This window comes from Pseudomonas sp. JUb42, from assembly GCF_024807945.1.
Lineage (GTDB): Bacteria > Pseudomonadota > Gammaproteobacteria > Pseudomonadales > Pseudomonadaceae > Aquipseudomonas.
Map to the genome: position 1 here is coordinate 15419 of NZ_JANUFD010000016.1, position 25142 is coordinate 40560.

General features: G+C 60.5%; 23 protein-coding genes. 10 read left to right on the plus strand and 13 right to left on the minus strand.

What is annotated here, in order from left to right; all coding sequences use genetic code 11:
* Positions 1-12: 12 nt before the first annotated feature.
* The 5 genes from M2401_RS26765 (at position 13) to fdhA (ending at position 6424) form a co-directional block, all read left to right on the plus strand.
* Positions 13-324, plus strand: coding sequence for a sarcosine oxidase subunit delta (locus tag M2401_RS26765; protein ID WP_259108078.1), 312 nt, complete (start codon positions 13-15; stop codon positions 322-324).
* Positions 321-3341, plus strand: a complete 3021-nt coding sequence (locus tag M2401_RS26770) for a sarcosine oxidase subunit alpha (RefSeq protein WP_259108080.1) — start codon at positions 321-323, stop codon at positions 3339-3341. Before M2401_RS26765 ends, M2401_RS26770 begins: the two co-directional genes overlap by 4 nt.
* 113 nt (positions 3342-3454) lie before the next feature.
* Positions 3455-4087 (plus strand): sarcosine oxidase subunit gamma, encoded by a 633-nt coding sequence (locus M2401_RS26775; RefSeq protein ID WP_259108082.1) that lies wholly within the window; start codon positions 3455-3457, stop codon positions 4085-4087.
* Between the two features lie 115 nt (positions 4088-4202).
* Positions 4203-5060 (plus strand): formyltetrahydrofolate deformylase, encoded by an 858-nt coding sequence (gene purU / locus M2401_RS26780; protein WP_259108083.1) that lies wholly within the window; start codon positions 4203-4205, stop codon positions 5058-5060.
* A 164-nt stretch (positions 5061-5224) separates the two neighbouring features.
* Positions 5225-6424: a formaldehyde dehydrogenase, glutathione-independent gene (fdhA, locus tag M2401_RS26785; RefSeq protein ID WP_259108085.1), complete on the plus strand. Its 1200-nt coding sequence runs from the start codon at positions 5225-5227 to the stop codon at positions 6422-6424.
* A 54-nt stretch (positions 6425-6478) separates the two neighbouring features.
* On the opposite strand, the gene M2401_RS26790 is transcribed toward fdhA, so the two are convergent.
* From M2401_RS26790 to M2401_RS26810, 5 genes are all read right to left on the minus strand, one after another.
* Positions 6479-7474, minus strand: a complete 996-nt coding sequence (locus M2401_RS26790; protein ID WP_259108087.1) for an RHS repeat-associated core domain-containing protein — start codon at positions 7472-7474, stop codon at positions 6479-6481.
* Between the two features lie 225 nt (positions 7475-7699).
* On the minus strand, positions 7700-8278 hold the full coding sequence (locus tag M2401_RS26795; RefSeq protein WP_259108088.1) for a hypothetical protein: 579 nt from the start codon (positions 8276-8278) through the stop codon (positions 7700-7702).
* 36 nt (positions 8279-8314) lie between these two features.
* Positions 8315-8989: an anti-sigma factor domain-containing protein gene (locus tag M2401_RS26800; RefSeq protein ID WP_259108090.1), complete on the minus strand. Its 675-nt coding sequence runs from the start codon at positions 8987-8989 to the stop codon at positions 8315-8317.
* Positions 8986-9621 carry a sigma-70 family RNA polymerase sigma factor gene (locus M2401_RS26805; protein ID WP_259108093.1) on the minus strand — a complete coding sequence of 212 codons (636 nt, stop codon included), beginning with the start codon at positions 9619-9621 and terminating at the stop codon, positions 8986-8988. Before M2401_RS26805 ends, M2401_RS26800 begins: the two co-directional genes overlap by 4 nt.
* 240 nt (positions 9622-9861) lie before the next feature.
* Positions 9862-10755: an acyltransferase gene (locus M2401_RS26810; RefSeq protein WP_259108096.1), complete on the minus strand. Its 894-nt coding sequence runs from the start codon at positions 10753-10755 to the stop codon at positions 9862-9864.
* 176 nt (positions 10756-10931) lie between these two features.
* Here M2401_RS26810 and M2401_RS26815 point away from each other — a divergent pair, with 176 nt between their 5' ends.
* The 4 genes from M2401_RS26815 to creD all read left to right on the plus strand — a co-directional run bounded on the left by M2401_RS26815 (position 10932) and on the right by creD (position 15096).
* Positions 10932-11432 carry an ATP-dependent zinc protease gene (locus M2401_RS26815; RefSeq protein WP_259108098.1) on the plus strand — a complete coding sequence of 167 codons (501 nt, stop codon included), beginning with the start codon at positions 10932-10934 and terminating at the stop codon, positions 11430-11432.
* A gap of 59 nt (positions 11433-11491) precedes the next feature.
* On the plus strand, positions 11492-12172 hold the full coding sequence (gene creB / locus M2401_RS26820; RefSeq protein ID WP_259108100.1) for a two-component system response regulator CreB: 681 nt from the start codon (positions 11492-11494) through the stop codon (positions 12170-12172).
* Positions 12172-13590, plus strand: coding sequence for a two-component system sensor histidine kinase CreC (creC, locus tag M2401_RS26825; RefSeq protein ID WP_259108103.1), 1419 nt, complete (start codon positions 12172-12174; stop codon positions 13588-13590). The genes creB and creC overlap by 1 nt, the downstream gene beginning before the upstream one ends.
* 126 nt (positions 13591-13716) lie before the next feature.
* On the plus strand, positions 13717-15096 hold the full coding sequence (gene creD / locus M2401_RS26830; RefSeq protein WP_259108105.1) for a cell envelope integrity protein CreD: 1380 nt from the start codon (positions 13717-13719) through the stop codon (positions 15094-15096).
* Between the two features lie 245 nt (positions 15097-15341).
* On the opposite strand, the gene M2401_RS26835 is transcribed toward creD, so the two are convergent.
* The 8 genes from M2401_RS26835 to M2401_RS26870 form a co-directional block, all read right to left on the minus strand.
* The gene (locus M2401_RS26835; RefSeq protein WP_259108502.1) at positions 15342-15956 is read right to left on the minus strand and encodes a glutathione S-transferase family protein; all 615 of its coding nucleotides are present in this window, start codon (positions 15954-15956) and stop codon (positions 15342-15344) included.
* A 79-nt stretch (positions 15957-16035) separates the two neighbouring features.
* Entirely contained in the window at positions 16036-16218 is a 183-nt protein-coding gene (locus tag M2401_RS26840; protein ID WP_259108108.1) for a hypothetical protein, read from the minus strand.
* Positions 16215-17315, minus strand: coding sequence for a PepSY domain-containing protein (locus tag M2401_RS26845; protein ID WP_259108110.1), 1101 nt, complete (start codon positions 17313-17315; stop codon positions 16215-16217). The genes M2401_RS26840 and M2401_RS26845 overlap by 4 nt, the downstream gene beginning before the upstream one ends.
* 64 nt (positions 17316-17379) lie before the next feature.
* Positions 17380-19818, minus strand: a complete 2439-nt coding sequence (locus M2401_RS26850) for a TonB-dependent siderophore receptor (RefSeq protein WP_259108112.1) — start codon at positions 19816-19818, stop codon at positions 17380-17382.
* Positions 19819-20105: 287 nt separating this feature from the next.
* Positions 20106-21095: a FecR domain-containing protein gene (locus M2401_RS26855; protein WP_259108115.1), complete on the minus strand. Its 990-nt coding sequence runs from the start codon at positions 21093-21095 to the stop codon at positions 20106-20108.
* On the minus strand, positions 21092-21610 hold the full coding sequence (locus M2401_RS26860; protein WP_259108117.1) for an RNA polymerase sigma factor: 519 nt from the start codon (positions 21608-21610) through the stop codon (positions 21092-21094). Before M2401_RS26860 ends, M2401_RS26855 begins: the two co-directional genes overlap by 4 nt.
* 237 nt (positions 21611-21847) lie before the next feature.
* A complete protein-coding gene (locus M2401_RS26865; protein WP_259108120.1) occupies positions 21848-22561 on the minus strand; it encodes a PolC-type DNA polymerase III in 714 nt (237 codons plus the stop codon).
* Positions 22558-24492, minus strand: coding sequence for a putative nucleotidyltransferase substrate binding domain-containing protein (locus tag M2401_RS26870; protein ID WP_259108123.1), 1935 nt, complete (start codon positions 24490-24492; stop codon positions 22558-22560). The genes M2401_RS26865 and M2401_RS26870 overlap by 4 nt, the downstream gene beginning before the upstream one ends.
* A 129-nt stretch (positions 24493-24621) precedes the next feature.
* Here M2401_RS26870 and M2401_RS26875 point away from each other — a divergent pair, with 129 nt between their 5' ends.
* Complete coding sequence (locus M2401_RS26875) at positions 24622-25068, plus strand: response regulator (RefSeq protein WP_259108125.1); 447 nt, start codon at positions 24622-24624, stop codon at positions 25066-25068.
* Positions 25069-25142: the final 74 nt, after the last annotated feature.

Genomic DNA, 25142 nt, shown 5'->3' on the forward strand with positions numbered 1-25142 from the left:
AGGAGAAATCCCATGCTGCACATCTTCTGTCCTCACTGTGGCGAACTGCGCTCCGAAGAGGAATTCCACGCATCCGGCCAGGCTCACATTCCACGTCCTCTGGACCCGAATGCCTGCACCGACGAACAGTGGGGCGACTATATGTTCTTCCGTGACAACCCCCGTGGCCTGCACCACGAATTGTGGATTCACGCCGCCGGTTGCCGTCAGTACTTCAACGCGACCCGGGACACCGTGACCTACGAAATTCTCGAAACCTATCCGATTGGCAGCAAGCCCCAGTTCACCAATACGGCAGCCACTAACAAGGGAGACAAGGCATGAGCCAGAGCAATCGTCTGCCCAACGGCGGCCGCATCGACCGGACCAAGGTGCTGAACTTCAGCTTCAACGGTCAGACCTACCAGGGCTTTGAAGGCGACACACTGGCCGCAGCCCTGCTGGCCAACGGCGTCGACATCATTGGCCGCAGCTTCAAATACTCGCGTCCTCGCGGGATCTTTGCAGCAGGTTCCGAAGAGCCGAACGCCGTTCTGCAGATCGGCGCGACCGAAGCCACCCAGATCCCCAACGTACGTGCCACGCAACAGGCGCTGTACTCGGGCCTGGTCGCTACCAGCACCAATGGCTGGCCAAGCGTGAACAACGACGTCATGGGGATCCTCGGTAAAGTCGGCGGCAAGATGATGCCACCGGGCTTCTACTACAAGACCTTCATGTATCCGCAATCCTTCTGGATGACTTACGAGAAGTACATCCGCAAGGCCGCCGGTCTGGGTCGCTCGCCGACCGAAAACGATCCTGACACCTACGATGCGATGAACCATCATTGCGACGTATTGGTGGTCGGCGCCGGTCCTTCGGGCCTGGCCGCAGCCCTGGCCGCCGGTCGCAGTGGCGCTCGCGTCATCGTTGCCGATGAACAGGAAGAGTTCGGCGGCAGCCTGCTCGACAGCCGCGAAAGCCTCGATGGCAAACCGGCTGCTGAATGGGTCGCTGCCGTCGTCGCCGAGTTGCAGGGCCTGGCCAACGTCATCCTGCTGCCACGGGCTACCGTCAACGGTTATCACGACCATAACTTCCTGACCATCCATGAGCGGCTGACCGACCACCTCGGTGATCGCGCGCCCATCGGCCAGGTCCGTCAGCGCATGCACCGCGTGCGTGCCAAGCGTGTCGTACTGGCGACCGGTACTCACGAGCGTCCGCTGGTCTACGGCAACAACGACGTGCCGGGCAACATGCTGGCCGGTGCCGTTTCTACTTATGTGCGTCGTTACGGCGTGGCACCGGGCAAGAAACTGGTGCTGTCGACCAACAACGACTACGCCTATCGCGTTGCCCTGGACTGGCTCGATGCCGGCCTGCAAGTGATAGCCGTCGCCGATGCCCGCCATAACCCGCGCGGTGCCCTGGTTGAAGAAGCTCGCGCCAAAGGCGTGCGTATCCTGACCGGCAGTGCCGTGATCGAAGCCCGTGGCAGCAAGCGCGTCAGCGCTGCCCGCGTCGCTGCGATCGATGTGCGCAGCCACAAAGTCACCAGCCCTGGCGAATGGCTCGATTGCGACCTGATCGCCAGCTCCGGCGGCTACAGCCCGATCGTCCACCTGGCTTCCCACCTGGGCGGCAAGCCAGTCTGGCGTGAAGAAATCCTCGGGTTCGTACCGGGCGAAGCACCGCAGAAACGTGTGTGCGTCGGTGGCATCAATGGCGTCTACGCCCTGGGTGACTCCCTGGCCGACGGTTTCGAAGGCGGCGTCCGTGCAGCCAGCGAAGCCGGTTTCAAAGCCGTCGAAGGCGTCCTGCCAAAAGCCCTGAGCCGTGCTGAAGAGCCGACGCTGGCGCTGTTCCAGGTCCCCCACGACAAAGCCACTGCCCGTGCGCCGAAGCAATTCGTCGACCTGCAGAACGACGTTACCGCTGCCGCCATCGAACTGGCGACCCGCGAAGGCTTCGAATCGGTCGAACACGTCAAACGCTACACCGCACTGGGCTTCGGTACCGACCAGGGCAAACTGGGTAACGTCAACGGCCTGGCCATCGCCGCTCGTTCGCTGAACGTGACCATCCCGGAAATGGGCACCACCATGTTCCGCCCGAACTACACGCCGGTGACTTTCGGTGCAGTAGCCGGTCGTCACTGCGGTCACATCTTCGAGCCTGTGCGCTTCACCGCGCTGCATGCCTGGCACATCAAGAACGGTGCAGAATTCGAAGACGTCGGCCAGTGGAAACGTCCGTGGTACTTCCCCAAAGCCGGTGAAGACATCCATGCCGCCGTCGGCCGCGAGTGCAAGGCCGTGCGCGCCAGCGTCGGTCTGCTCGACGCTTCGACCCTGGGCAAGATCGATATCCAGGGCCCGGATGCACGTGAGTTCCTCAACCGTATCTACACCAACGCCTGGACCAAGCTCGATGTGGGCAAGGCGCGCTACGGCCTGATGTGTAAAGAAGACGGCATGGTCTTCGACGACGGCGTCACCGCCTGCGTCGCCGACAACCACTTCATCATGACCACCACCACGGGCGGCGCTGCACGCGTCCTGCAATGGCTGGAAATCTATCAGCAGACCGAATGGCCGGACCTGAAGGTGTACTTCACCTCCGTCACCGACCACTACGCGACCATGACGCTGTCCGGCCCCAACAGCCGCAAACTGCTCAGTGAAGTCACCGACATCGACCTGAGCAACGAAGCCTTCCCGTTCATGACCTGGAAAGAAGGCAAGGTCGGCGGTGTTCCGGCCCGTGTGTTCCGTATCTCGTTCACCGGTGAACTGTCGTACGAAGTCAACGTTCAGGCCGACTACGCCATGGGCGTCCTGGAAAAAATCGTCGAGGCCGGCAAGAAGTACAACCTGACCCCGTACGGCACCGAGACCATGCACGTTCTGCGTGCCGAGAAAGGCTTCATCATCGTAGGCCAGGACACAGACGGCTCGATGACCCCGGACGACCTGAACATGGGCTGGTGTGTCGGTCGCACCAAACCGTTCTCGTGGCTCGGCTGGCGCGGCATGAATCGCGAAGACTGCGTGCGTGATCAACGCAAGCAACTGGTCGGCCTCAAGCCTGTTGACCCTAACAAGTGGCTGCCGGAAGGCGCCCAGCTGGTGTTCGACACCAAGCAGTCGATCCCGATGACCATGGTCGGTCACGTGACGTCGAGCTACGCGGTCAACTCGCTGGGTTACTCGTTCGCCATGGGCGTGGTCAAGGGTGGTCTCAAGCGCATGGGCGAGAAGGTCTGGGCACCTCTGGCCGATGGCAGCTTCATCGAGGCCGAGATCGTCTCGTCGGTGTTCTTCGATCCGAAGGGTGAGCGGCAGAATATCGAATGACCTATTCGCGGATAAATCCGCTCCCACAGGTGCTGCATCTCATGTGGGAGCGGATTCATCCGCGAAGGCATCCGCCGCATTTACCGAATAACAGAATTCAACACAGGTGCTTTATGACCACAGCCAACGTTTACCAGCAGCGGCCTTCGACCGGCGAAAAGGCTGAGTCGCCGCTGTTCCATGCCGACCTCGGCAGCCTGATCGGCAAAGGCCGCACCAACCCTGGCGTGATCCTGCGCGAGAAAAAACTGCTCGGCCATCTGACCATTCGTGGCGACGCCCATGACCCGGCCTTCGCCGCCGGTGTACACAAAGCCCTAGGCATGGAACTGCCATCCGCACTGACTCTGGTCAGCAGCGGCGACAGCTCCCTGCAATGGCTTGGCCCGGATGAGTGGTTGCTGATCGTGCCGACAGGCGAGGAATTTGACGCAGAGCAGAAACTGCGCGAAGCCCTGGCTGGCCTGCACATCGCTATCGTCAACGTCAGCGGCGGCCAGTCCCTGCTGGAACTGACCGGTCCCAAGGTCCGCGAAGTACTGATGAAATCCACCAGCTACGACGTGCACCCGGACAACTTCCCGGTCGGCAAGGCCGTCGGCACCGTGTTCGCCAAGTCGCAACTGGTGATTCGTCGTACCGGCGAAGAAACCTGGGAACTGCTGATCCGCCGCAGCTTCTCCGATTACTGGTGGTTGTGGTTGCAGGATGCTGCGGCCGAATACGGTCTGGGCATTCAGGCCTGAGCCATTGTTCAAATTCTTCGCGGATGAACTCGCTCCCAAACGTGACGCGATAACCGTGGGAGCGAATTTATTCGCGAAGGCGTCAGTACAGATGAACAAGATCCGGAGATAACCGATGAGCCGCGCCCCCGACACATGGATTCTGACTGCCGATTGCCCCAGTGTGCTGGGTACGGTGGATGCGGTGACCCGTTATCTGTTCGAACAGGGTTGCTATGTCACCGAGCACCACTCGTTCGATGACCGCCTGTCGAGTCGCTTTTTCATTCGCGTCGAATTCCGTCAGCCCGAGGGTTTCGACGAGCAGGCCTTCCGCGCCGGGCTGTCCGAGCGCGGCCAGGCCTTTGGCATGATCTTCGAGCTCACGGCGCCGAACTATCGGCCAAAAGTGGTGATCATGGTCTCCAAGGCCGATCACTGCCTCAACGATCTGCTCTATCGCCAACGTATCAATCAGCTGTCCATGGACGTGGTCGCGGTGGTGTCCAACCATCCGGATCTCGAGCCCCTGGCCCGCTGGCACGAAATTCCGTACTACCATTTTCCCCTCGACCCCAACGACAAGCCCGGCCAGGAAGCCAAGGTCTGGCAGGTGATCGAGGAGTCCGGTGCCGAACTGGTGATTCTTGCCCGCTACATGCAAGTGCTGTCGCCGGACCTGTGCCGCAAGCTCGATGGCAAGGCGATCAATATCCACCACTCGTTGCTGCCCGGCTTCAAGGGCGCCAAGCCTTACCATCAGGCTTACAACAAGGGCGTGAAACTGGTCGGCGCCACCGCGCACTACATCAACAACGACCTGGACGAAGGCCCGATCATCGCCCAGGGCGTAGAAGTGGTAGACCACAGCCACTATCCCGAAGACCTGATTGCCAAAGGCCGGGATATCGAAGGCCTGACCCTGGCCCGGGCGGTGGGTTATCACATTGAACGGCGGGTGTTCCTGAATGCCAACAGGACGGTTGTCCTGTAGTCGAAATCTACAAGCTACAAGCTACAAGCTACAAGAGGAAAGCAAGATAACTGGCGACAGGCTTCAACTTCAGGATTCGGCTGCTTTTTCTTGTAGCTCGAAGCTTGCAGCTTGAAGCTCATTGACGACTCACCCAACCAATAACAAGTAGAGAGGTGACATGCATGTCTGGTAATCGTGGTGTGGTGTATCTCGGCGGCGGCAAGGTCGAAGTACAGAAGATCGACTACCCAAAAATGCAGGACCCGCGCGGCCGGAAGATCGAGCACGGTGTCATCCTGCGCGTGGTATCCACCAATATCTGCGGCTCCGACCAACACATGGTCCGCGGCCGTACGACTGCCCAGGTCGGCCTGGTGCTGGGCCATGAGATCACCGGTGAAGTGATCGAAATGGGCAGCGGCGTCGAAAACCTGAAAATCGGCGATCTGGTATCCGTTCCTTTCAACGTTGCCTGCGGCCTGTGCCGCTCCTGCAAAGAGCAACACACCGGCGTTTGCCTGAGCGTCAACCCGGCGCGTCCCGGTGGTGCCTACGGTTACGTCGACATGGGCGACTGGACCGGTGGTCAGGCCGAATACGTGCTGGTGCCGTATGCCGACTTCAACCTGCTGAAACTGCCTGATCGCGACAAGGCCATGGAAAAGATCCGTGACCTGACCTGCCTGTCCGACATTCTGCCAACTGGCTACCACGGTGCTGTAACAGCGGGCGTTGGCCCAGGCAGCTCGGTGTATATCGCCGGTGCCGGTCCTGTAGGCCTGGCCGCTGCGGCTTCGGCCCGTCTGCTCGGTGCTGCGGTCGTGATCGTTGGCGACGTCAACCCCACTCGTCTGGTGCACGCCAAGGCACAGGGCTTCGAAATCGCCGACCTGTCCCTGGACACCCCGCTGCACGAACAGATCGCCGCACTGCTGGGCGAGCCGGAAGTGGACTGCGCCGTCGACGCCGTTGGCTTCGAAGCCCGTGGCCATGGTCACTCGGGTGTGCAGCATGAAGCCCCGGCTACCGTACTCAACTCCCTGATGGGCGTAGTGCGCGTGGCAGGCAAGATCGGTATTCCCGGCCTGTACGTCACCGAAGATCCGGGTGCTGTGGATGCCGCCGCGAAAATGGGCAGCCTGAGCATCCGTTTCGGCCTCGGCTGGGCGAAGTCCCACAGCTTCCATACCGGCCAGACTCCGGTCATGAAGTACAACCGCCAACTGATGCAAGCCATCATGTGGGACCGCATCAATATTGCCGATGTGGTCGGCGTCCAGGTCATCAGCCTTGACGACGCACCGCGTGGTTACGGCGAGTTCGATGCGGGCGTGCCGAAGAAGTTTGTGATTGATCCGCATAAGATGTTTAGTGCGGCATAAGTTTTTTGTCGAAGTAATGGGCGACTTTGTCGCCCATTTCCGTGGGAGTAAATATTATGATCTTCGTATGTTTTCCAAAGCATCCGTGTAACGAGGGAGACCAGATGCGAAGTTGTAATCTGGGAGATTTCCCAGTTTCATGGTTAGTTGGGTTGTTTTGTCAAGTAAGTTGTCTTTAAAGGTTAGATGGTCAAGAATCATGTCGTGAATTACTGGGTTTGCGTCTCTGTTCATAGTGATTGCACCCCAGGCTTTGTTGTCTCTGTATATAGTTTGATTAAGCTCGGTTAGTATTCGTTTATTGTTGTTGATTTCAGCTTTGAATGCTGTTTTTTGAATTTCGCTAAAGTTGGGTTGTACCTGTCTGGACATGTTGTTGATGTTGGGCGATTGGGGGAGGTTGAATTTTTCTCTTTGAATGAGTCGAGTGGGGACGTTGCCAGGGATTTTTGTGCTCTTTGATAATGGAGTCGCTACACGATCGGGCTTCTTCATGATTTTCAGCGCTCGAAGGAATACTTTAACAAGCATAGGTGTATGTCCGGTAGGATCTACTTGATTAACCGGATCCCCCCCACAATACGCATAAGCATTCAACCCACCCTTCCCAAACGGACTCAAACTGTCCGGGCTATTGAATCGCATCAATACAGGGTTATAGGCTCTATACCCATTACCCAACAAATAATGTCCGGTCACCGGATCCGCCCGTTCCCCGGTGTAACCCAATAACTCAAGCGGATTGGCCTGCGGATGACGAACACCGTACGGGGTGTAGGACGCAGATTGTCGTTGGGCATCTAATCCTTCGAGTACCGAGCGCTGTTGATCGCTGGCAAGCAGGGTGCAGGTGTTAGGCCCCTGATGCTGCGCCAACAACTGATCTTCTGTCTGAAAAAACGCCCGCTGTATCTGTCCCTGGATTTCCGTGGTCAGGCGGTTCTTCTGGTAGAAGCGCTGAATACCCAGCTGTTCGGCGGGTGAACAGGTTGCGAGGCGGTCCAGTGGGTCGTAGTGGTAGCGGCAGAGCTGGGCGTAAGTGGCATTCATGGAAATGACCTCCTGAATGCTTAGTGTCGACCCGGCTTGCGGTTTTGCCTAGCTAGCAGAAATGCTAGGTAGGCGGTTGGCCAGTGATCCTGATAATCGGGATCTCATGCGCCAAACAGGATCCCGCAGGAGCTGCCGAAGGCTGCGAATGGGCCTGTCTGCTACACCGCTTTTGCAGTCTTCGGCAGCGCCTACAAATAGCGTTTCGAGTCAGGAGGTCGCGCGTTATTTGGCGTCCGACACCCGTTCGCAAAATCCGGGATAGTACCCCGCTTCCATGCCACGACAATCCTCTGTAGCGACCTTGCGCCCCGGTGCTGTCAGGGTAAGGCTTTGCGGGGCGTCGACGAAGTCTTCGTAGCCGCGCTGTTTGATTTTGATCGCGTCGAAGCCGCTCATGTCGTACACCAGCGTGGCGCCATCGACATAGTGATCGGGCGCCGTCTGGACCTGCGCCTTTACTGTCACCAATCGGTATTGCTTGCCGCCTGGGGCATTGTTCAGGGCCGCCAGACCGCCGGCGACAATGCGCAGCATCTCGTGGCTCCACACGTAAGGGGGCTCTTGATCGGCGGCCGGGCGGTACTGGATCGTCAGCCCCTGCTGGTCACGGCTGACATCGACCAATGATGCATCCGAACGCTGGATGCGGTGCTGCACTCTCAGCCAGTCTTTTTGCTCATCCGAGGTGTTGGCGGGGAATTCCGGCTCCAGCGGCCCCTTGGAGCATTCGTTGAGCCCCAGCACGATCACGATGCCGAGGAAGATCACCGCTGCAGCGCCGCCGCCGATTTGCACAACCATGTCGCACTTCCTTGTTCAATGGAGCGGCGCAGCGCCTTACAGCGCTGCCAGTTTGCCTTGATACAGGACCGGTCCGGTCGGGCCGCCGGTTGGCGAGCCACCTTGCGGTTCCAGAGTAATGGCCAGGGTGGTCGGGGCGCTGACCAGTTTGCGTTGGGTGTCGCTTAACTGCAGCTGACCGTCGCCGTCACGCGGCAGCACGCCGAGGGACACCGGCTTGCCATCGGCCGGGATCACCCAGAGTTCCAGACTGCGGTCGGCCTGTACGCCCGCGAGGTTCAGCGGCTCGACCTTCAGATAGCTGTCGTAGGCACGGATACGCAACGCCGGTTGCTGGTTGTCCGCGACCAGGGTCGCACGCAAGGTGGCGTTGTCGCGGTTGTAGAGCACGCCCAGTACGGTGGCCAACAGCAGCGAACAAGCCAGGGCGCCGATGCGCAGCCAGTTCCAGAACGGGCGTTTTTCCGGAACGTGCAAGTGTTGCGGTTCAATCCGCGCGACGATGGCCTGCCATACCCGCTCGGGTACCGGTTGATCGCTCAGGGGCGTGGTCAGGGTGGCCAGGGTTTCCTGCCATTGCGCAACTTCCCCGCGCAGGCTCTGGTCGTCCTGCAGCAGGCGCTCGAAGCGGCGGCGGGCGGTGCCGGGCATCAGGCCGATGACGTAGTCGGCGGCGAGGGCGCGGCGCAGTTCGGGTTGTGAATAGTTCATGACTCAAGGCACCTGCGCAGGCGTTCCAGGCCCCGACGAATCCACGACTTTACCGAACCCAGCGGCGCCGCCAGGCGCTCGGCCAGATCGGCGTGGGAAAGGCCGTGGAAGTAGGCGATGACAATGGACTCGCGCTGCTTGTCCTCAAGGATCTCCAGGCAGCCTTGCAGGGCGCTGGCCTGGCGTTGGCTGTCGAGTTGATCATGGGCCGAAGGGCTGTCATCGAACAGCGCCATGGCCTGTTCATCGGTCAGCGGCAGTTCGCGATGTTTGCGCAGCTGATCGATTGCCAGGTTGCGAGTGATATTGATCATCCAGGTCATGGGCGCCGACAACGCGGCGTCGTAACGCGCAGCGTTGTGCCAGATACGCACAAAGGCTTCCTGCAACACCTCTTCGGCCAATTCGCGCCGGCCCATGCAGCGCAGGGCTACGGCAAACAGGCGTTGGCTGGACTGACGATAGAGGGTTTCAAAGGCGCGACGGTTGCCCAGCGAGCATTGGGCAAGCAACTGTCGGAGCTGATCGATATCGACTGCTGAAATGACGACTCTCCTGTGTCGGGCCCGTGCGCTCGGGGAGCGCCGCAGGAAGGCAGAAGATAGATCAAGGCACGCGGATGTACCAGACATTGTCGAGGCCCGTTGCATGGGCGGGCAGATATTTGCCCGCGCTGGTCAAACACAGCTCAATTGCTCGAGTTGAAAGGAAACTCTGTGGGAGCCGGCTGGCTGGCGATGGCGGTGGTTCAGTCGCTGACGTCATTGCGAGCGCTTCGCACTCGATCGCCACCAAGGCGGCTCCCACGAGTCATGCGCTGTGATCGCCTTTATCCATACGCAAGAGACAAACAAACAGATGCAGCCAGCCGATCAACGGCCAGGCGTTTCATTGACCAAGGCGGTAATCCGCGCATCCTTTTCCTGCCACAGCTGATTGACCCAGGCCTGGACCTTGCTGCGCAGTTGCGGATTGCTTTCGTAGTCTCCCGCCCAGAGCGCCGGGTCGAGGGTATGGGTGCGGATATCGATGATCACCCGCGGTACGCGCCCGCAGAGCAGGTCCCAGAACCCCGGCTTGCGTGCTCCCGGATAGACCACGGTGACATCGAGCAGGGCATCGAGCTGCGCGCCCATGGCCGCCAGGACAAACGCCACGCCCCCGGCCTTGGGCTTGAGCAGATGTACATAGGGCGATTGTTGTTGATCGTGCTTGGCCTGGGTAAAGCGGGTGCCTTCCAGGTAGTTGACCACGGTCACCGGCTGGCGCTTGAACAGCTCGCAGGCGGCCTTGGTAATTTCCAGGTCCTGGCCCTTGAGCTCTGGGTGCCGCTCCAGAAACGCCTTGCTGTAGCGCTTCATGAACGGGTAGTCCAGCCCCCACCAGGCCAGGCCCAGGAACGGCACCCAGATCAGTTCTTTCTTGAGGAAGAATTTGAAGAACGGCGTGCGCCGGTTCAGGACCTGAATCAACGCCGGGATATCGACCCAGGACTGATGGTTGCTGACCACCAGATACGAGGTGTCCCGACGCAGGCCGTCTGCGCCGCGGATATCCCAGCGGGTCGGCAGGAACGCCTTGAAGATCAGTTTGTTGATTTCAGCCCAGGTCTCGGCAATCCACATCACTGCCCAGGAAATTCGATCACGCATGCGTCCCTTGAACAACAACTTGAGCAGCGCGAATACCAGCAGCGGGCCAATCAGGGTCAGGGTATTGAGCAACAGCAGCAGCGCAACGAAACAACCGGTCAGCAGGTGACGCATAGAACACTCAATACAAGGCAAAAGGCCCGCAATGATAAAGATCCGCGCCGCCAACGCCAAACCCGGCGGTCGTGAATGAATGTGTAAGTTTGTGACTCTTTATGTATAGAACAGACGAACGATTGCCCCGCGCGCAGTCTAAAATCCCGCCCGTACTGCCATTTAGGAACCTCTGCATGAAATCGATTCTGGCGCTGTCGGCGCTGTTGGCCTTGCCGGTCATGGCCGCCGAGCCGACCTTGTATGGCCGCTTCGAATACATTGGTGTGCCGGAAGTCGATGCGACCTTCCAGGCCAAGATGGACACCGGCGCGCTGACCGCTTCGCTGTCGGCCAAGGACATCCAGCTGTTCCAGCGTGATGGTGAGGACTGGGTGCGTTTCCGCCTGGCCACCAAGGACGCCGATAACAAGGTCTTCGAGCACAAGGTAGCGCGGATCAGCAAGATCAAGGGCCGCTCCGACGGCGAAGAGGAAGACGAAGTCATCGACCCGACCAAGCGCCCGGTGGTGGAGCTGGAACTGTGCCTGGGCAACCAGAAGCACACCGTCGAGGTCAATCTGGTCGACCGCAGCCACTTCAACTATCCGCTGCTGATCGGGGTCAAGGCGTTGCGCGAGTTCAATGCCGCGGTCAACCCGGCACGGCGCTTTACCGCCGACAAACCGGATTGCTGATTGACGCCCGGGCCCGACATCCGGCACCTTGCGGCCTTCCATTGCCGGGCCTGGATGCCATGCCGCATATCCTGATTGTCGAAGACGAAGCCGCGATTGCCGACACCCTGATCTACGCGCTGCAAAGCGACGGTTTCACCACGACCTGGCTGACCCTGGGCCTGGCCGCCGTGGAGCATCAGCGCGCAATGCCTGCTGACCTGATCATTCTCGATGTCGGCCTGCCGGACATCACCGGTTTCGAAACCTGCAAGCAACTGCGCCGCTTCAGCGAAGTGCCGGTGATGTTTCTCAGCGCCCGCAGTGAAGAGATCGACCGGGTCGTGGGCCTGGAAATCGGCGCCGATGATTATGTGGTCAAGCCGTTCAGCCCGCGCGAAGTGACGGCGCGGGTGCGGGCAATTCTCAAACGCCTGCTGCCACGCACCGAAGCTGCGTCTGCCAGCGAGCTGTTTGGCATCGATCGGGAGCGGGTGCAGATCACTTATCGCGGCCAATTGCTGAGCCTGACCCGCCATGAATTTCGCCTGATGCAAAGCCTGCTGGAACAGCCCGAGCGAGTGTTCAGCCGCGAACAATTGCTCGATGCGCTGGGCACTGCCGCCGATGCCGGATACGAGCGCAGCATCGACAGCCACATCAAGAGCCTGCGTGCCAAGCTGCGCCTGATCGCTCCTGACGCCGAGCCGATCCAGACCCATCGCGGCCTCGGCTACAGCTACAGCCCGAGCCACAGCTGATGCCCCTGAGCATCCGGATCTTCCTCGTCTATGCCGTGTTCATAGCCCTGACCGGCTATTTCGTGCTCAGTACAGTGATGAAGGAAGTACGCCCCGGCGTGCGCCAGTCGACGGAAGAAACCCTGGTCGATACCGCCAACCTGCTGGCAGAAATCATCCACGACGACGTCAAGGGCGGCACCCTGAGCCAGAGCCGCCTGCCGGACGCGCTCAAGGCTTACGGTCTGCGCCAGCCAGCGGCGAAGATCTGGGGTCTGCAGAAGAATCAGGTGAATAACCGAATCTACGTCACCGATGCCAAGGGCATTGTGCTGCTCGACTCCAGCGGCCTGGCGGTGGGGCAGGATTACTCGCGCTGGAACGACGTCTACCTGACTCTGCGCGGCGAATACGGCGCCCGCTCGACCCGCAGCGATCCGGATAATCCGGAGTCCTCGGTGATGCATGTGGGGGCGCCGATCCGCGATGACGGCAAGATCATCGGTGTCGTGACCGTGGCCAAGCCCAACAGCTCATTGCAGCCCTACGTCGACCGTGCCGAACACCGTCTGTTGTTGTACGGCGCAGGTCTGGTGATTCTCGGTTTGCTGTTTGGCGCACTGCTGTCGTGGTGGCTGGGCAAGGCATTGCGTCGCCTGACCGGCTATGCCCAGGCGGTCAGCGAGGGCCGGCGCGCCGAGCTGCCGCACTATCGTGGCGGGGAGCTTGAGCAGTTGTCGGCGGCGGTGGAGCACATGCGCACGCAGCTGGAAGGCAAGGCTTACGTCGAGCGCTATGTGCATACCCTGACCCACGAACTGAAAAGCCCTCTGGCGGCCATTCGCGGCGCCGCCGAGCTGTTGCAGGACGATATGCCCGCCGAGCAGCGCCAGCGCTTCGTCAGCAATATCAGCAGCGAAAGTGCCCGTGTGCAGCAATTGATCGAGCGTCTGCTGAACCTGGCAATGGTCGAACAACGCCAGGGTCTGGAAGAGCAGGTGGCGGTGCTTCTGGCAGCGTTGGTGGATGATCTGCTCAGCACCCGCAGCGCACGGATCGAGCGGCTGAATCTGCAAGTGGAGTTACTGATCGACAACGACCTGACGATCACCGGCGAGCGCTTCCTGCTGCGTCAGGCCATCGCCAACCTGCTGGAGAACGCCCTGGACTTTACCCCGCCGGGCGGCACTCTGCGTTTCGGCGCAGAACGCAGCGGCGGGCAAGTCCGCTTTACCCTGTTCAACACCGCCGAAGCCATCCCCGACTATGCCCTGCCGCGCCTGAGCGAACGCTTCTACTCCCTGCCGCGCCCGGCGACCGGGCGTAAAAGCACGGGGCTGGGGCTGAATTTTGTCGAGGAAGTCGTGCAGCTGCATGGGGGGCAGTTGAGTATCAGTAATGTTGAGCAAGGCGTTTTGGTCACCCTGCTGATTCCGTGACTCTCCGTCCGTTGGAGCGAGGGCTACGGGTCCGCGCGGGCAATTCCCACACAATCCCCACATTCCCCCCATAAACCCCCCACACAGCTTTCGCAGACTCTGCCTATCAAAAACAGGGAGAGTCCCATGAATCGCAGTCTGACTATAAAACTGGGAATGATCGCGCTCCTGATCATTCTGTTGCTGGTGCCGTTGATGATGATCGACGGCATGATCGGTGATCGCCAGGCCCGGCGTGACGGCGTGCTGGAGGATATAGCCCGCAGTTCCAGCTACAGCCAGCAACTGAGCGGGCCGCTGTTGGTGGTGCCTTTTCGCAAGACCGTGCAGATCTGGAAGACCAACGCACAAACCAATGAGCGCTACCAGGAAGTGGCTCAGGAACGCGGTTTTTTGTACTTCCTGCCGGACAAATTCAAGCTCAATGGCAAGGTCAATACCGAGCGGCGTTCGCGGGGTATCTACGAGGCCCGGCTGTTCCACACCGACAACACCATCGAGGGGCATTTCGAGCTGCCGCAGTACTTGGGCATCACCGAAGACTTCGACAGCTACCAGTTCGATCAGCCGTACCTGTCGGTGGGGATCAGCGATATTCGTGGCATCGAGAAAAGCTTGAAGTTGAACCTCGACGACCAGGAGGTGGATTTTGTCCCGGGCTCGCGCCTGGAGTGGCTGGGCGAAGGTGTCAGCGCCAATCTGCCGTTTATGGATGGCAAGCGCGCCAGGCATTTGAATTTCGCGTTCAACCTCCTGCTGCAAGGCACCGGGCAATTCAAGGTTACCCCTGTGGGGAAAACCAGCGAAGTGGTGCTGAACGCGGATTGGCCGCACCCGAGCTTTATCGGCAGTTATCTGCCAACCCGCCGGGAGATATCTGACACGGGCTTCAGCGCCAGTTGGCAGACCTCGTTCTTTTCCACCAACCTGGAAGAGGCCCTGACGCGCTGTCATGAAGCCGCCCCCTGCGCGGAGTTGAGCAATCGCAGTTTCGGCGTGAGTTTTATCGAGCCGGTTGACCAGTACCTGAAAAGCGACCGGGCGATCAAATATGCCCTGCTGTTCATTGGCCTGACCTTCGCCGGCTTCTTCCTCTTCGAAGTGCTGAAAAACATGGCCGTGCACCCGATCCAATATGCCTTGGTCGGGGTTTCGCTGGCGTTCTTCTACCTGTTGCTGCTGTCGATGTCCGAGCACATTGGTTTTGCCCTGGCCTACCTGCTGTCGGCGACCGCCTGTGTGTTGCTGATCGGCTTCTATGTCTGCCATGTGCTGCGCAGCGTGCAGCATGGACTGGGCTTTACGGCGGGGCTGGCGGCGCTGTATGCCCTGCTCTATGGCCTGTTGGGTGCTGAAGACTATGCGCTGCTGATGGGCTCGTTGCTGCTGTTCGGCCTGCTCGGTGTGTTCATGATCGTCACCCGCAAGCTCGACTGGTACGGCGTGGCCCTGGCTAAACCGGCCAAGCCTGTGGAGTTCAAGATCGAGGAGACCGTCCATGAGTAGGTGGCTGGGGACGCGGGAGGATCAGGATATGGCTGCGCGGTTGATTGCGCAGATTGCCCAGTTGTTTCCAGTGTTCTGTGCGGGTGGATTCGGTGCAGGCGAATGTGTAAGCGAGTTGCGTGGGAGCGAATTCATTCGCGAAGAGGCCATTGCATCAAACACATTTCTGTCGTCTGACATAACGCCTTCGCGGATGAATCCGCTCCCACAGTATCAGCTCCCACAACTCAGCTTTCGTCGGTAGATCAAACCGGAGGCTGTGTCGCCCACATCGACGGGCGCTGGCTGACGTCGGCGTACCAGTTGGCCAGGCGCGGGTAGCTGCTGCGCCAGCCGAGGTCGGGCTGGCGCAAGTCCAGGTAGCCCAGCGCGCAGGCCACGCCGATGGCGGCGATGTCGAAGTGGGTGCCGAGTTCGGTGATGGCATCGGTGTCGAAGTAGGCCAGGGTGCGCTGGATTTTTTCGTGCTGATTGTCCAGCCATAGTTCCCAGTGCTTGTCTGCGGGGCGCAGAAAGGTCTCATAACGGATCAGCACGGCAGCATCGAGTACGGCATCGGCCAAGGAGGCCAGGGTCAGGCGCCGCCAGCGCGCCGAACCCGAACGCGGGATCAGTGGGGTGCCGTTGTGATGGTGATCGAGGTAGTCGAGGATCACCCGGCTGTCATGGATGACATTGCCGTCGGCCAGGCGTAGGGCCGGGATCTTGCCGGCGGGGTTGTCCTGATTGAGGTCTTCGACGGGGTTGACTGGTGTAACCGGGGTCGGCAACAGGATCACCTTGTCCAGTTGTCCGGTCTCGTGGAGCAGGACCAATACCTTGCGGGCAAAGGGCGAAGCCGCGTTGAAGTGCAACGTCATGTCGGTATTGATCATGGAGCCTCCTGGAGTCGAACAGGCCCATAGACTAGTCAGGGCACCGCTCGTCTGCAATCTCCAGTTACGACAGCTTTTTGCGCGTCAACAAACCCTTCAGGCTCACCGCCGTGGAGATGCCCATGGCCAGCCATGACAGCGCATCCCAGGCGCCATCACCGAGCAGGGCGGCGAACAGCCCGGCCAGGGTCAGCACGGCAATGGCTGTGGGCGCGGCGAAGACTTTCCAGAAGGTCGAGTTCTTCATGCCTTCACCCGCCGCCGCACCCACCACAGGTACAGGCCGCTGCCGAGCACAAGGATGGTCAGCACATCCAGCGCCGCCCAGAGTATCTGCATCGGCAGGCCGCCGTAGTCACCGAAGTGCAAGGGTTGCGACAGGCCCAGCGCGTCCATGTACCAGGGGCGCTCGACCACGGCCGTGAGCTTGAGGTTACTGGCGTCGATCAACACCGGCGTAAGCAGGTGTGAGGTGAGCTGGCTGGCGCCTTTCATGAACACTGCGTAGTGATGCTCGCTGGACAGCAGGGTGCCGGGGAAGGCGATGAAGTCGGCCTGCATGCCCGGTGCTGCTGTTTCTGCGAGCTTCAACAGATCCGCAGCCTGCGCCCGTTGGGTCAGGGGCGGGGCGTCGCGATAGGGCGCGATCATTGCCGCCAGGCTGTCGTTGCGCCAGGAGGTGATCAGCAGGTCGGCGCAAGCGTTGATTACCCCGGTCAGGCCCACCACCAGCGCCCAGCTCAGGGTGACGGCGCCAATCAGGTTATGCAGGTCGAGCCAGCGGATGCGCGTGGATTTCTCCGGGCGCACGGTGGCGAACGGCAGGCGACGCATGAAGGGCGCGTAGAGCACGATCCCCGAGACAATCGCGAGGACGAACATCAGGCCCATGAAGGCCAGCAGCAGTTTGCCCGGCAGCCCGGCGTACATGTCCACATGCAGGCGCAGCATGACCATCATGAAGCCACCATTGGCCGAAGGCATTTCCAGAGCCTCACCGGTACGGGCATCGAGCATGAAGGTGTGGGACGAGTTGGGCTCGGTGCCCGGTGTGGCGGCCATGATGGCCATCACGCCATTGGGTTCGTCTTCTTCCCAGGCGAAATACTGCATGGCTTCACCGGGCCGGTGCGCCTCGGCAGCCTTGATCAGTTGGTCCAGGTTCAGGCGTGGAGCGTCGGCGGGCATCGCCTTGAACTGCGGCGCGTTACCCAGCAGGTGGTCGATCTGATGATGAAAGATCAACGGCAGGCCGGTCAGTGCCAGCATGAGCAGAAACAGGGTGCAGATCAGGCTGGTCCAGGTGTGGATCGCGGACCAGCGCCGGATAGTCTGGCTTTTCATAGCATTTTCCAGAAAGCCAAAGGCCGCTGATCACGCAGCGGCCCTCGGATTGACTCGGTGTTTCTTACCACTTGTAGTCGACGCTGGCCATTACGTTGCGGCGGTCGCCGTAGTAGCAGTAGAAGCCGTCACAGGTGGATAGATATTCCTTGTCGAACAGGTTGTTGGCATTGACCGCCACGCTGACGCCCTTGAGGGACGGGTTCAGGTAGCTCAGGTCGTAGTGCACGGCACCGTCCCACAGGGTGTAGTCGTTGGTATGACCGTCGGATTTGTCACGGACATAACCCAGACTGCCGATGGCGATGTTATCGGTCTCACCGATATAACGCACGCCCAGACCCATGCCGAAACCTGCCAATGGACCATTGTGGAAGGTGTAGTCAGCCCAGACCGACGCCTGGTTTTCCGGGGTCAGCGGCAGCGGACGGTTCTTGTCCAGCGGGTTGCCGACCTTGGTCATCTTGGTGTTGGCGTTGGTGTAGGACGCCGTCAGCTTGAGGTTTTCGGTGACGTTGCCAACCGCTTCCAGCTCCAGGCCGCGAACCTTGGCTTCACCCAACGGGCGAGTGTTGCCGAACGTGTCGGAGAGCACGATGTTTTCGCGGGTCAGGTCGTAGACCGCTGCAGTGAACAGGATGTCGCTGCCCGGTGGCTGGTACTTCAGACCCAGTTCATATTGCTTGCCGGTGCCTGGCTGATAAGCCTTGCCGTCGCTGCCGCCCTGTTCAGCCTCGAACGACTCGGCGTAGGAAATGTACGGAGTGAAACCGGAATCGAACACATAGCTCAGCGCCGCGTTGCCGCTGAAGTGGCTGTCGGTGCGCTTATCGTGAGCGTCGCTCATGTTGTAGAAGGTTGAATCGGTTTTCAGCAGATCCTGACGGCCGCCCAGGGTCAGGCGCCAGTTTTCCAGAGCCATCTGGTCCTGGACATAGAGGCCGGTATCGTCGGTCTTCTGGTTGTAGTTCTGGTACGCGGTGTACGAAACCTTGCTGAAGTCCTGGCCGTAGATCGGGTTGATGATGTTGCTGGTCGGCGCGTTGCCGTATTCCCACTTGTAGTTGTGGTTGATGCGCTGGTAATCCAGGCCCAGCAATACCGTGTGGCGGATGATGCCGGTATTGAAATCGGCCTGGAAATTGTTGTCCACGGCGAACTGGCTGATGTCTTCGTTCACGACGTTGGCGCCGCGGGCCACGGTGCCGTCAGCGCTGACCGAGCCGTAGTAACCACCGGCAGTGATGCCCTGGAACGACAGATCGCTCTTGGTGTAGCGCAGGTTCTGCTTGAACTGCCAGACATCGTTGAAGCGGTGTTCAAAGGCATAACCCAGTGCGTAATAGGTCTTGTCGTAGAACTCCCACTTCGGATCGCCCAGGTTTTCGTGATATTTCACTTTGCCGGCTGGCGTCGACAGCTTCGTGCCTTCCAGCGGCAGGAACTGGCTGGTGATACCGGTATCGTCGCGGTTGAACTGGCTGAGGAAGGTCAGCTTGGTGTCCGGGTCGATGTTCCAGGTCAGGCTGGGGGCCAGGTTGTAGCGCTTGTCGTCGATGTGCTCGACGCTGGTACCGCTGTCACGCACCACGCCGCTGACGCGGTATTCGAAACGACCTTCATCATCGATCGGGCCGGTGCTGTCGAAGCTGATCTGCTTGCGCTGATAGCTGCCGACCTGAGCCTGGATTTCGTGGCTGGCGGTGGCTTCAGGACGACGGCTGACCATGTCCAGCATGCCGCCTGCCGGCGTCTGGCCATAGACCGAAGAGGCCGGGCCGCGGAGCAGGGCGACGCGTTCCAGGTCCCAGGTTTCCAGCTTCGGCATCACGTAGGCGCCTTTGGGCAGCGCCAGGCCGTCGAGGAACTGGGTCGGCTCGAAGCCACGGACTTTCAGCCACTCGGCGCGGCTGTCGCTGCCGTAGCTGCTGGCGGTGACGCCCGGCATGTAGCGTAAGGCGTCGTCGAGGTTCTGTACGGCGCGGTCTTTCATCTGCTCGCGAGTGGCGACGGAGATCGAGCGTGGCGCTTCGGCCAGGGCTGTGTCGGTCTTGGTGCCGGCGGCGGTACGGCTGGCGACATAACCTTCCACCGGGCCCCAGGCGCTCTCAGCACCGGCCGATTGACCCTGAATGGTGGTTTCCGGTAGGGCCACGGTGCCTTCCGGCGCGGCCATCAGGCTGAAGCTGCCTGCGCTGCTCTGCACCAATTGCAGGCCACTGCCACGCAAGGCCTGGCGCAGGGCGCCGGTGGCGTCGAACTGACCCTGTACCGGCGCCGAGGTGCGCCCGGCGACCAGAGACGGATCAACGGCCAGGGCGATACCGGCCTGGCTGGCGATCTGGTTCAGGGTCGTGGACAGCGAACCGCCCGGCAAGTTGTAGGCCCGCACGCTGGAAGCCTGCTCGGCGGCCTGGATCGACAGGCTGGCGAGGGGAGTGGTCAGGGCAATGGCAACAGCCAACAGGCTGGGTCGCAACAGGGTTTCAAGCGCGCGGGACATAGGAGGCTCCTGGAGGGAAACGGTACTCAATGCCTGTGTGCCGAACGAGAATGGGAAAGTGATAGGGCTGATCGAAAATAATTTTGATTTAGATTGCCGATACGGAATAAAACTTGTGGGAGCCGGCTTGCTGGCGATAGCGGCAGATCAGTCACTGCCGCTTTTGCGAGCGCTTTGCACTCGATCGCCACCAAGGCGGCTCCCACATTGTGAGTATTGACCAGTACATCCGAAATAAATGTGTCGTCAGGAACACCCCCTTCGCGGGCAAGCCTCGCTCCAACGGGTCAGGTTCCAGGTTTTGGCGTCTGTGCCACCACCGTTACCCACCACGGTGTGTGCTGTTCGATCTGCACGGGCAGGGTCGGGGTCAGGGCCTTGAGGGCCAGGTCGGAGTTGTTCAGTGGGAAACTGCCGGTAATGCGCAGGTCGGCCACTTCCGGTGCCACGCCCAGATGCCCGATGCGATAGCGGCCCAGCTCGGTGATCAGGTCGCCCAGGCGTGCGTTGTCCACCACCAGCATGCCTCGGGTCCAGGCATCGGCGCCGGGATTGAGGGCGGTCAGCGGGCTGAGGCTGTCGCGGCTCAGGCGCAGTTGCTGGCCTTCGCGAACGATCTGTTCCTGCTCACTGGCCTGGGGATGGGCCGCGACCGCCGATTGCAGCACGCTGAGCAGGGTGTCGTCGTCTTCACGCTTGACCAGAAAGCGCGTACCCAGTGCATGCATGCGGCCATCGCGGGTTTCGACGATAAACGGGCGTGGATCGTTATGGCTGCCGGTTTCGACGAGGATTTCGCCATCCTGCAGAATGATTCGCCGCTCCTTGCCGTCGAAACGTACATCGATAGCGCTGTGCGTGTTGAGTCGCACCAGGGTGTCATCGGCCAGGCGCACGCTGCGCTGCTCGCCGGTGGCCGTTCGCTGATCGGCAAGCCAGTAATCCACTGGCAGATAACGGGTATTGCTCAACAGTAGACCCAGGCCACCGACCAGCAGCATGCCGAAGAAACTGCTGCGCAGCGTACGCACTTTGCGCCGGGCACTTTCGTCACTGTGCTGCAAGGCCCGCCTCGCGGGACCTGTGCCAATGGCAAAGCGTTGATCGAGCAGACCCAGTTGCCGCCATGCGCGGCTGTGTTCTTCACTGGCGCCGAGCCACTGATTGAATTCTTCACGCTCGGTCGCGCTGCCGTTGTCGCCGTCCAGGCACAACTGCCAGGCGATGGCGGCATCCAGAACTTTGGCGGAAACGGGGTGGGCATTGAAGCTGGTCATGTCGGTTCGCCGTACAGGGCGATGTAACACTGGCGCATGCCCTGGGCCAGGTACTGGCGCACGCGGGGCACGGAAACCCCCAGGCGCTCGGCGATCTCGCCGTGGCTCAGGCCATCGAGGCGGTTATAAAGGAAAGCCGCACGGGACTTGCTCGACAGCTTGCCCAACAGGCGATCGATTTCCTTGAGGTCTTCGAGAATCAGGTGCTGCTCTTCCAGGCCCGGTTGTTCGCCTTCGGGAATCAGCATTAATTCGTTCAGATACGCCTGCTCTAGGGCGGCGCGACGGAAATAGTCGAACAACAGGCCCTTGGCGATGGCGACGAGGAAGGCGCGGGGCTCGCGCGGGTCATTGAACGCTTCACGGCCCAACAGGCGCACGAAGGTGTCCTGGCTCAAGTCTTCGGCACGCTGCGGGCACGCTACATTGCGTCGCAGCCAGGTCAGCAACCAGCCACGGTGGTCGCGATACAGCGTCCCTACCAGCTCGCGTTGAGAACTTTGCACTGACGACACGAATAGCCCCGAGTGTGTAACATCATTTAACGAGAATTATTCGCGATTGTGTCAGAGCACATCGATGCTGGCAATTGGTAGTGATTATCTATTGCGCTCCAGTCGTCGAAATTTGTTAGGTGGGCCACTGTGGGAGCGAGGCTGGCCCGCGAAGGCTATGTTCCAGGCTCGGAAAATGTATCGGATGCACTGGCCTCTTCGCGGGCCAGCCTCGCTCCCACAGGCTGGCATGGGCGCTCAGAAGGAATGCGACTGCTTTCTGCGCCGCCATTGCCCAAGGCACTGCTCCAGCCGCGCCGGGCTGTCGATCTGTTGGCGGCGGGCGTGGCTGAACAGGATCAGCGCCAACTCGGCGGTGACCATGGCGTCGGCGCTGGCATGATGGCGTTCTTCGGCGTGCAGGCCGAAAAAACCGGTCCAGTCATCCAGCCCTGCCTGGCGGAAGTTGGCCTGGGGGCAAAGCATCGGTGCGATATCGGCGACATCGAGAAAGGCGTGTTGCAGACGATAGCCGAGGCTGTCTTTCAAGGCGCGTCCCAGCATGTGCTGGTCAAACGGCGCGTGGAAGGCCAGCAGCGGGCTGTCGCCGACGAACTCCATGAAATCCAGCAGCGCTTCGACCGGCTCGTTGCCCGCGGCAATCGCACTGGGGCCCAGGCCATGGATCAGCACGGCAGGGCCAGGCTTGTGATCGACCCGCAGCAGGGTTTGTTCGAACTGCTGGCTCAGGTCGATGGCACCGTCTTCGATGACCACGGCACCGATGGATAGCACCTGATCGCGGCTCATGTTCAGGCCGGTGGTTTCCAGATCCACCACCACCCAGCGCTGTTGGCGCAGGCTATGTTCGCCCAGGGATGTAAAAGCGTGCAGTTGGCCCAGGCGCCGCTCTTGCTCGGAACTCAGGGGAGCGGCCTTGGCCTTGGGGCGTAGCCATTCGAACAGATTCATAGTTGATAGCGCAGGGTCAGGCTGGTTTGCAGGCGCTGGGCCTGGCGGAAAGACTCGCGCAAGATGCGTCGGTCCAAATGATTGAGGCTGTCGGGGTCGACCCGGTTGGACCAGGGCAGGTTCTGCCGACTCTGCAATTGATGCTGTTGCATGCGAGTCTGTTGAATGAAGTGATAGGCCTCTTCATAGGCGGCGCCGTCCAGCGGGTCGATCACTTCGCGCTCAACCAACTGGCGCAGGCGCTCCAGGGTGTTGTTGGCTTCGATGCCATTGGCCAAGGCCAGCAGCCGGGCGCCGTCGACGAAGGGTGTGAGCCCGGCGGTCTTCAGGTCCAGGGTGTCTTTGTCGCTGCCTTTGCCGGTCAGCACGAAGTCCTTGAAACGGCCCACGGGCGGACGCTGGCGCAGGGCGTTTTCTGCCAGCATGCGCTGAAACAAACGGTTGTCGGCCACCTGATCGAGAATACTGCGGCGCAGTTGCTGCCCACCGCTTTCGTCGCCCCAGACCACCCGCAGGTCGAAATAGATGCTCGAGGCCAGCAGGTTCTCCGGCGTCGCCTCGCGGATGAACGCACTGAAACGCCGCGCCCATTCCAGCCGCGACAGGCACAGCTCCGGGTTACCCGCCATGATATTGCCCTTGCACAGGGTAAAGCCGCACTGGGCCAGGCCCTGATTGATGCGCTCGGCGATGGGCAACAGCAGACCACGGATGTGCGCAGCTTCGGCGGCATCCTTGGCTTCAAAGAGAATACCGTTGTCCTGATCGGTGTGCAGGGTCTGTTCGCGGCGGCCTTCGCTGCCGAAGCACAACCAGCTAAATGGCACGCCGGGATCGCCTTTCTCTTCCAGAGTCAGTTCGATGACGCGGCATACCGTGTGGTCGTTGAGCAGGGTGATGATCTGGGTGATCTGGGTCGACGAGGCGCCGTGCGCGAGCATGCGGTCGACAAGCTGAACGATATCGCCGCGCAGATTGACCAGTTGTTCGATGCGCGAGGCATTGCGGATGGTCCTCGCTAGATGCACAAGGTCTACCCGTTGCAGCGAGAACAGGTCGCGCTCCGAGACCACGCCACACAGGCGCCCGTCCTTGACCAGGCAGACGTGGGCAATATGCCGCCCGGTCATGGCAATGGCGGCATCAAAGGCACTGGCTTCGGGGCTGAGATGGAAGGGGGCCTGGATCATCCGCTGCTGGATCGGCAGGCCGAAATCGGCGTTGACGTCCGCGACCGCCTCACGCAAATCGCGCAGGGTGAAAATCCCCAGGGGTGCCTGCTGCTCGTCGACGATGACGATGCTGCCCACCTGATGCTCATGCATCATCCTCACCGCTTCGCGCAACGGTGTTTGCGGGCTGCACATCACCGGATGGCGCATGGCCAATTCGCCTAGGCGGGTATTGAGCGAGTATTGGGTGCCGAGGGTTTCAACCGCGCGCTGCTGGACTTGCTGGTTGACCTGATCGAGCAAGCTGCTGACCCCGCGCAGGGCGAAGTCGCGGAAGGTGTTGGACAGACCGAACAGCTTGATGAACGCCGGTTTATTCAGCTGCAGGCAGAAGGTGTCTTCGGCGGCCAGGTGTTCGGTACGAGTAGCCCGCTCACCCAACAATGCCGCGAGGGGGAAACACTCGCCGGTAGTGATTTCGAAGGTGGTTTCGGTGCCGCCCTTGGCTGTGTGCGGGCGTTCGCCGACCACGCGGCCCTGCTTGACGATATAAAAGTGCTCTACTGGCCCATCGCCAGGCTTGATGATGCTCTCATCGGCGGCGTAAAAACGCAGCTGGCATTGCTCGACCAGATAGGCGAGGTGAGCGTTCTCCATCAGGTTGAACGGCGGAAACTTTTGCAGAAACTGCATCGTCCCATGAATGTTCTGCAACACTGCTGTTTTGCCTGCCTGGGTGAAAGCGTCCGCTTTGCTCATGACCTGTACCGCGCTTTTTTATTTGTAAACAATGGTCGACCGCTTGCACAACGGTGCCCATTGGACGTAAGTCTTAGTACTGGCTGCGACACTTACACGTCGTTGATTGCAGGGAATGAAGAGATGTCTATGTCTGACTACGATATTTTGAGCGACGAAGAGCGCGAGGCCCTCAACGAAGTCATGCTGGCCCCGGTGCCTGATTCACCGCAGCGGGTGCTGATCGTCGACGACGACAGGGAAGCGCGTGAAGTGCTGGCGGAAATCCTCAGCCTCAACGATATCAGTTGCCTGACCGCAGCCGGTGGCAATAGCGCCCTGCATCTGCTTCAGGCGCGCGAATCCATCGCGCTGCTGATTACCGACCTGCGCATGGTGCCGTGCAGCGGCCTGGACCTGATCCGCCAGGTGCGCGAATCCAATCGCGCGGAGCTGCCGATCATCATCGTTTCCGGCGACGCCAGCGTGCGCGATGCCATTGATGCCATGCACCTGAGCGTGGTGGACTTCCTGCTCAAACCCATCAATACCAAGCAATTATTGAAATTGGTGAAGCGGGAATTGGGGATGGTGTAGCTGGAAATTGTGGGGGCAATTTGCTGAGGCGAATCCTGTGGGAGCGAATTTATTCGCGAAAGCGATATTCAAGT

Excerpts from the sequence above, each read along its gene's own strand:
- creB (WP_259108100.1), top strand. The coding sequence starts at position 11,492 with ATGCCGCATATCCTGATTGTCGAAGACGAAGCCGCGATTGCCGACACC.
- M2401_RS26870 (WP_259108123.1), bottom strand. The coding sequence starts at position 24,492 with ATGAGCAAAGCGGACGCTTTCACCCAGGCAGGCAAAACAGCAGTGTTG.
- M2401_RS26810 (WP_259108096.1), bottom strand. The coding sequence starts at position 10,755 with ATGCGTCACCTGCTGACCGGTTGTTTCGTTGCGCTGCTGCTGTTGCTC.
- purU (WP_259108083.1), top strand. The coding sequence starts at position 4,203 with ATGAGCCGCGCCCCCGACACATGGATTCTGACTGCCGATTGCCCCAGT.
- fdhA (WP_259108085.1), top strand. The coding sequence starts at position 5,225 with ATGTCTGGTAATCGTGGTGTGGTGTATCTCGGCGGCGGCAAGGTCGAA.
- M2401_RS26875 (WP_259108125.1), top strand. The coding sequence starts at position 24,622 with ATGTCTGACTACGATATTTTGAGCGACGAAGAGCGCGAGGCCCTCAAC.
- creD (WP_259108105.1), top strand. The coding sequence starts at position 13,717 with ATGAATCGCAGTCTGACTATAAAACTGGGAATGATCGCGCTCCTGATC.
- M2401_RS26835 (WP_259108502.1), bottom strand. The coding sequence starts at position 15,956 with ATGACGTTGCACTTCAACGCGGCTTCGCCCTTTGCCCGCAAGGTATTG.
- M2401_RS26845 (WP_259108110.1), bottom strand. The coding sequence starts at position 17,315 with ATGAAAAGCCAGACTATCCGGCGCTGGTCCGCGATCCACACCTGGACC.
- M2401_RS26855 (WP_259108115.1), bottom strand. The coding sequence starts at position 21,095 with ATGACCAGCTTCAATGCCCACCCCGTTTCCGCCAAAGTTCTGGATGCC.
- M2401_RS26795 (WP_259108088.1), bottom strand. The coding sequence starts at position 8,278 with ATGGTTGTGCAAATCGGCGGCGGCGCTGCAGCGGTGATCTTCCTCGGC.
- M2401_RS26800 (WP_259108090.1), bottom strand. The coding sequence starts at position 8,989 with ATGAACTATTCACAACCCGAACTGCGCCGCGCCCTCGCCGCCGACTAC.
- M2401_RS26790 (WP_259108087.1), bottom strand. The coding sequence starts at position 7,474 with ATGAATGCCACTTACGCCCAGCTCTGCCGCTACCACTACGACCCACTG.
- M2401_RS26815 (WP_259108098.1), top strand. The coding sequence starts at position 10,932 with ATGAAATCGATTCTGGCGCTGTCGGCGCTGTTGGCCTTGCCGGTCATG.
- M2401_RS26865 (WP_259108120.1), bottom strand. The coding sequence starts at position 22,561 with ATGAATCTGTTCGAATGGCTACGCCCCAAGGCCAAGGCCGCTCCCCTG.
- M2401_RS26840 (WP_259108108.1), bottom strand. The coding sequence starts at position 16,218 with ATGAAGAACTCGACCTTCTGGAAAGTCTTCGCCGCGCCCACAGCCATT.
- M2401_RS26765 (WP_259108078.1), top strand. The coding sequence starts at position 13 with ATGCTGCACATCTTCTGTCCTCACTGTGGCGAACTGCGCTCCGAAGAG.
- M2401_RS26770 (WP_259108080.1), top strand. The coding sequence starts at position 321 with ATGAGCCAGAGCAATCGTCTGCCCAACGGCGGCCGCATCGACCGGACC.
- M2401_RS26850 (WP_259108112.1), bottom strand. The coding sequence starts at position 19,818 with ATGTCCCGCGCGCTTGAAACCCTGTTGCGACCCAGCCTGTTGGCTGTT.
- creC (WP_259108103.1), top strand. The coding sequence starts at position 12,172 with ATGCCCCTGAGCATCCGGATCTTCCTCGTCTATGCCGTGTTCATAGCC.
- M2401_RS26775 (WP_259108082.1), top strand. The coding sequence starts at position 3,455 with ATGACCACAGCCAACGTTTACCAGCAGCGGCCTTCGACCGGCGAAAAG.
- M2401_RS26805 (WP_259108093.1), bottom strand. The coding sequence starts at position 9,621 with ATGTCTGGTACATCCGCGTGCCTTGATCTATCTTCTGCCTTCCTGCGG.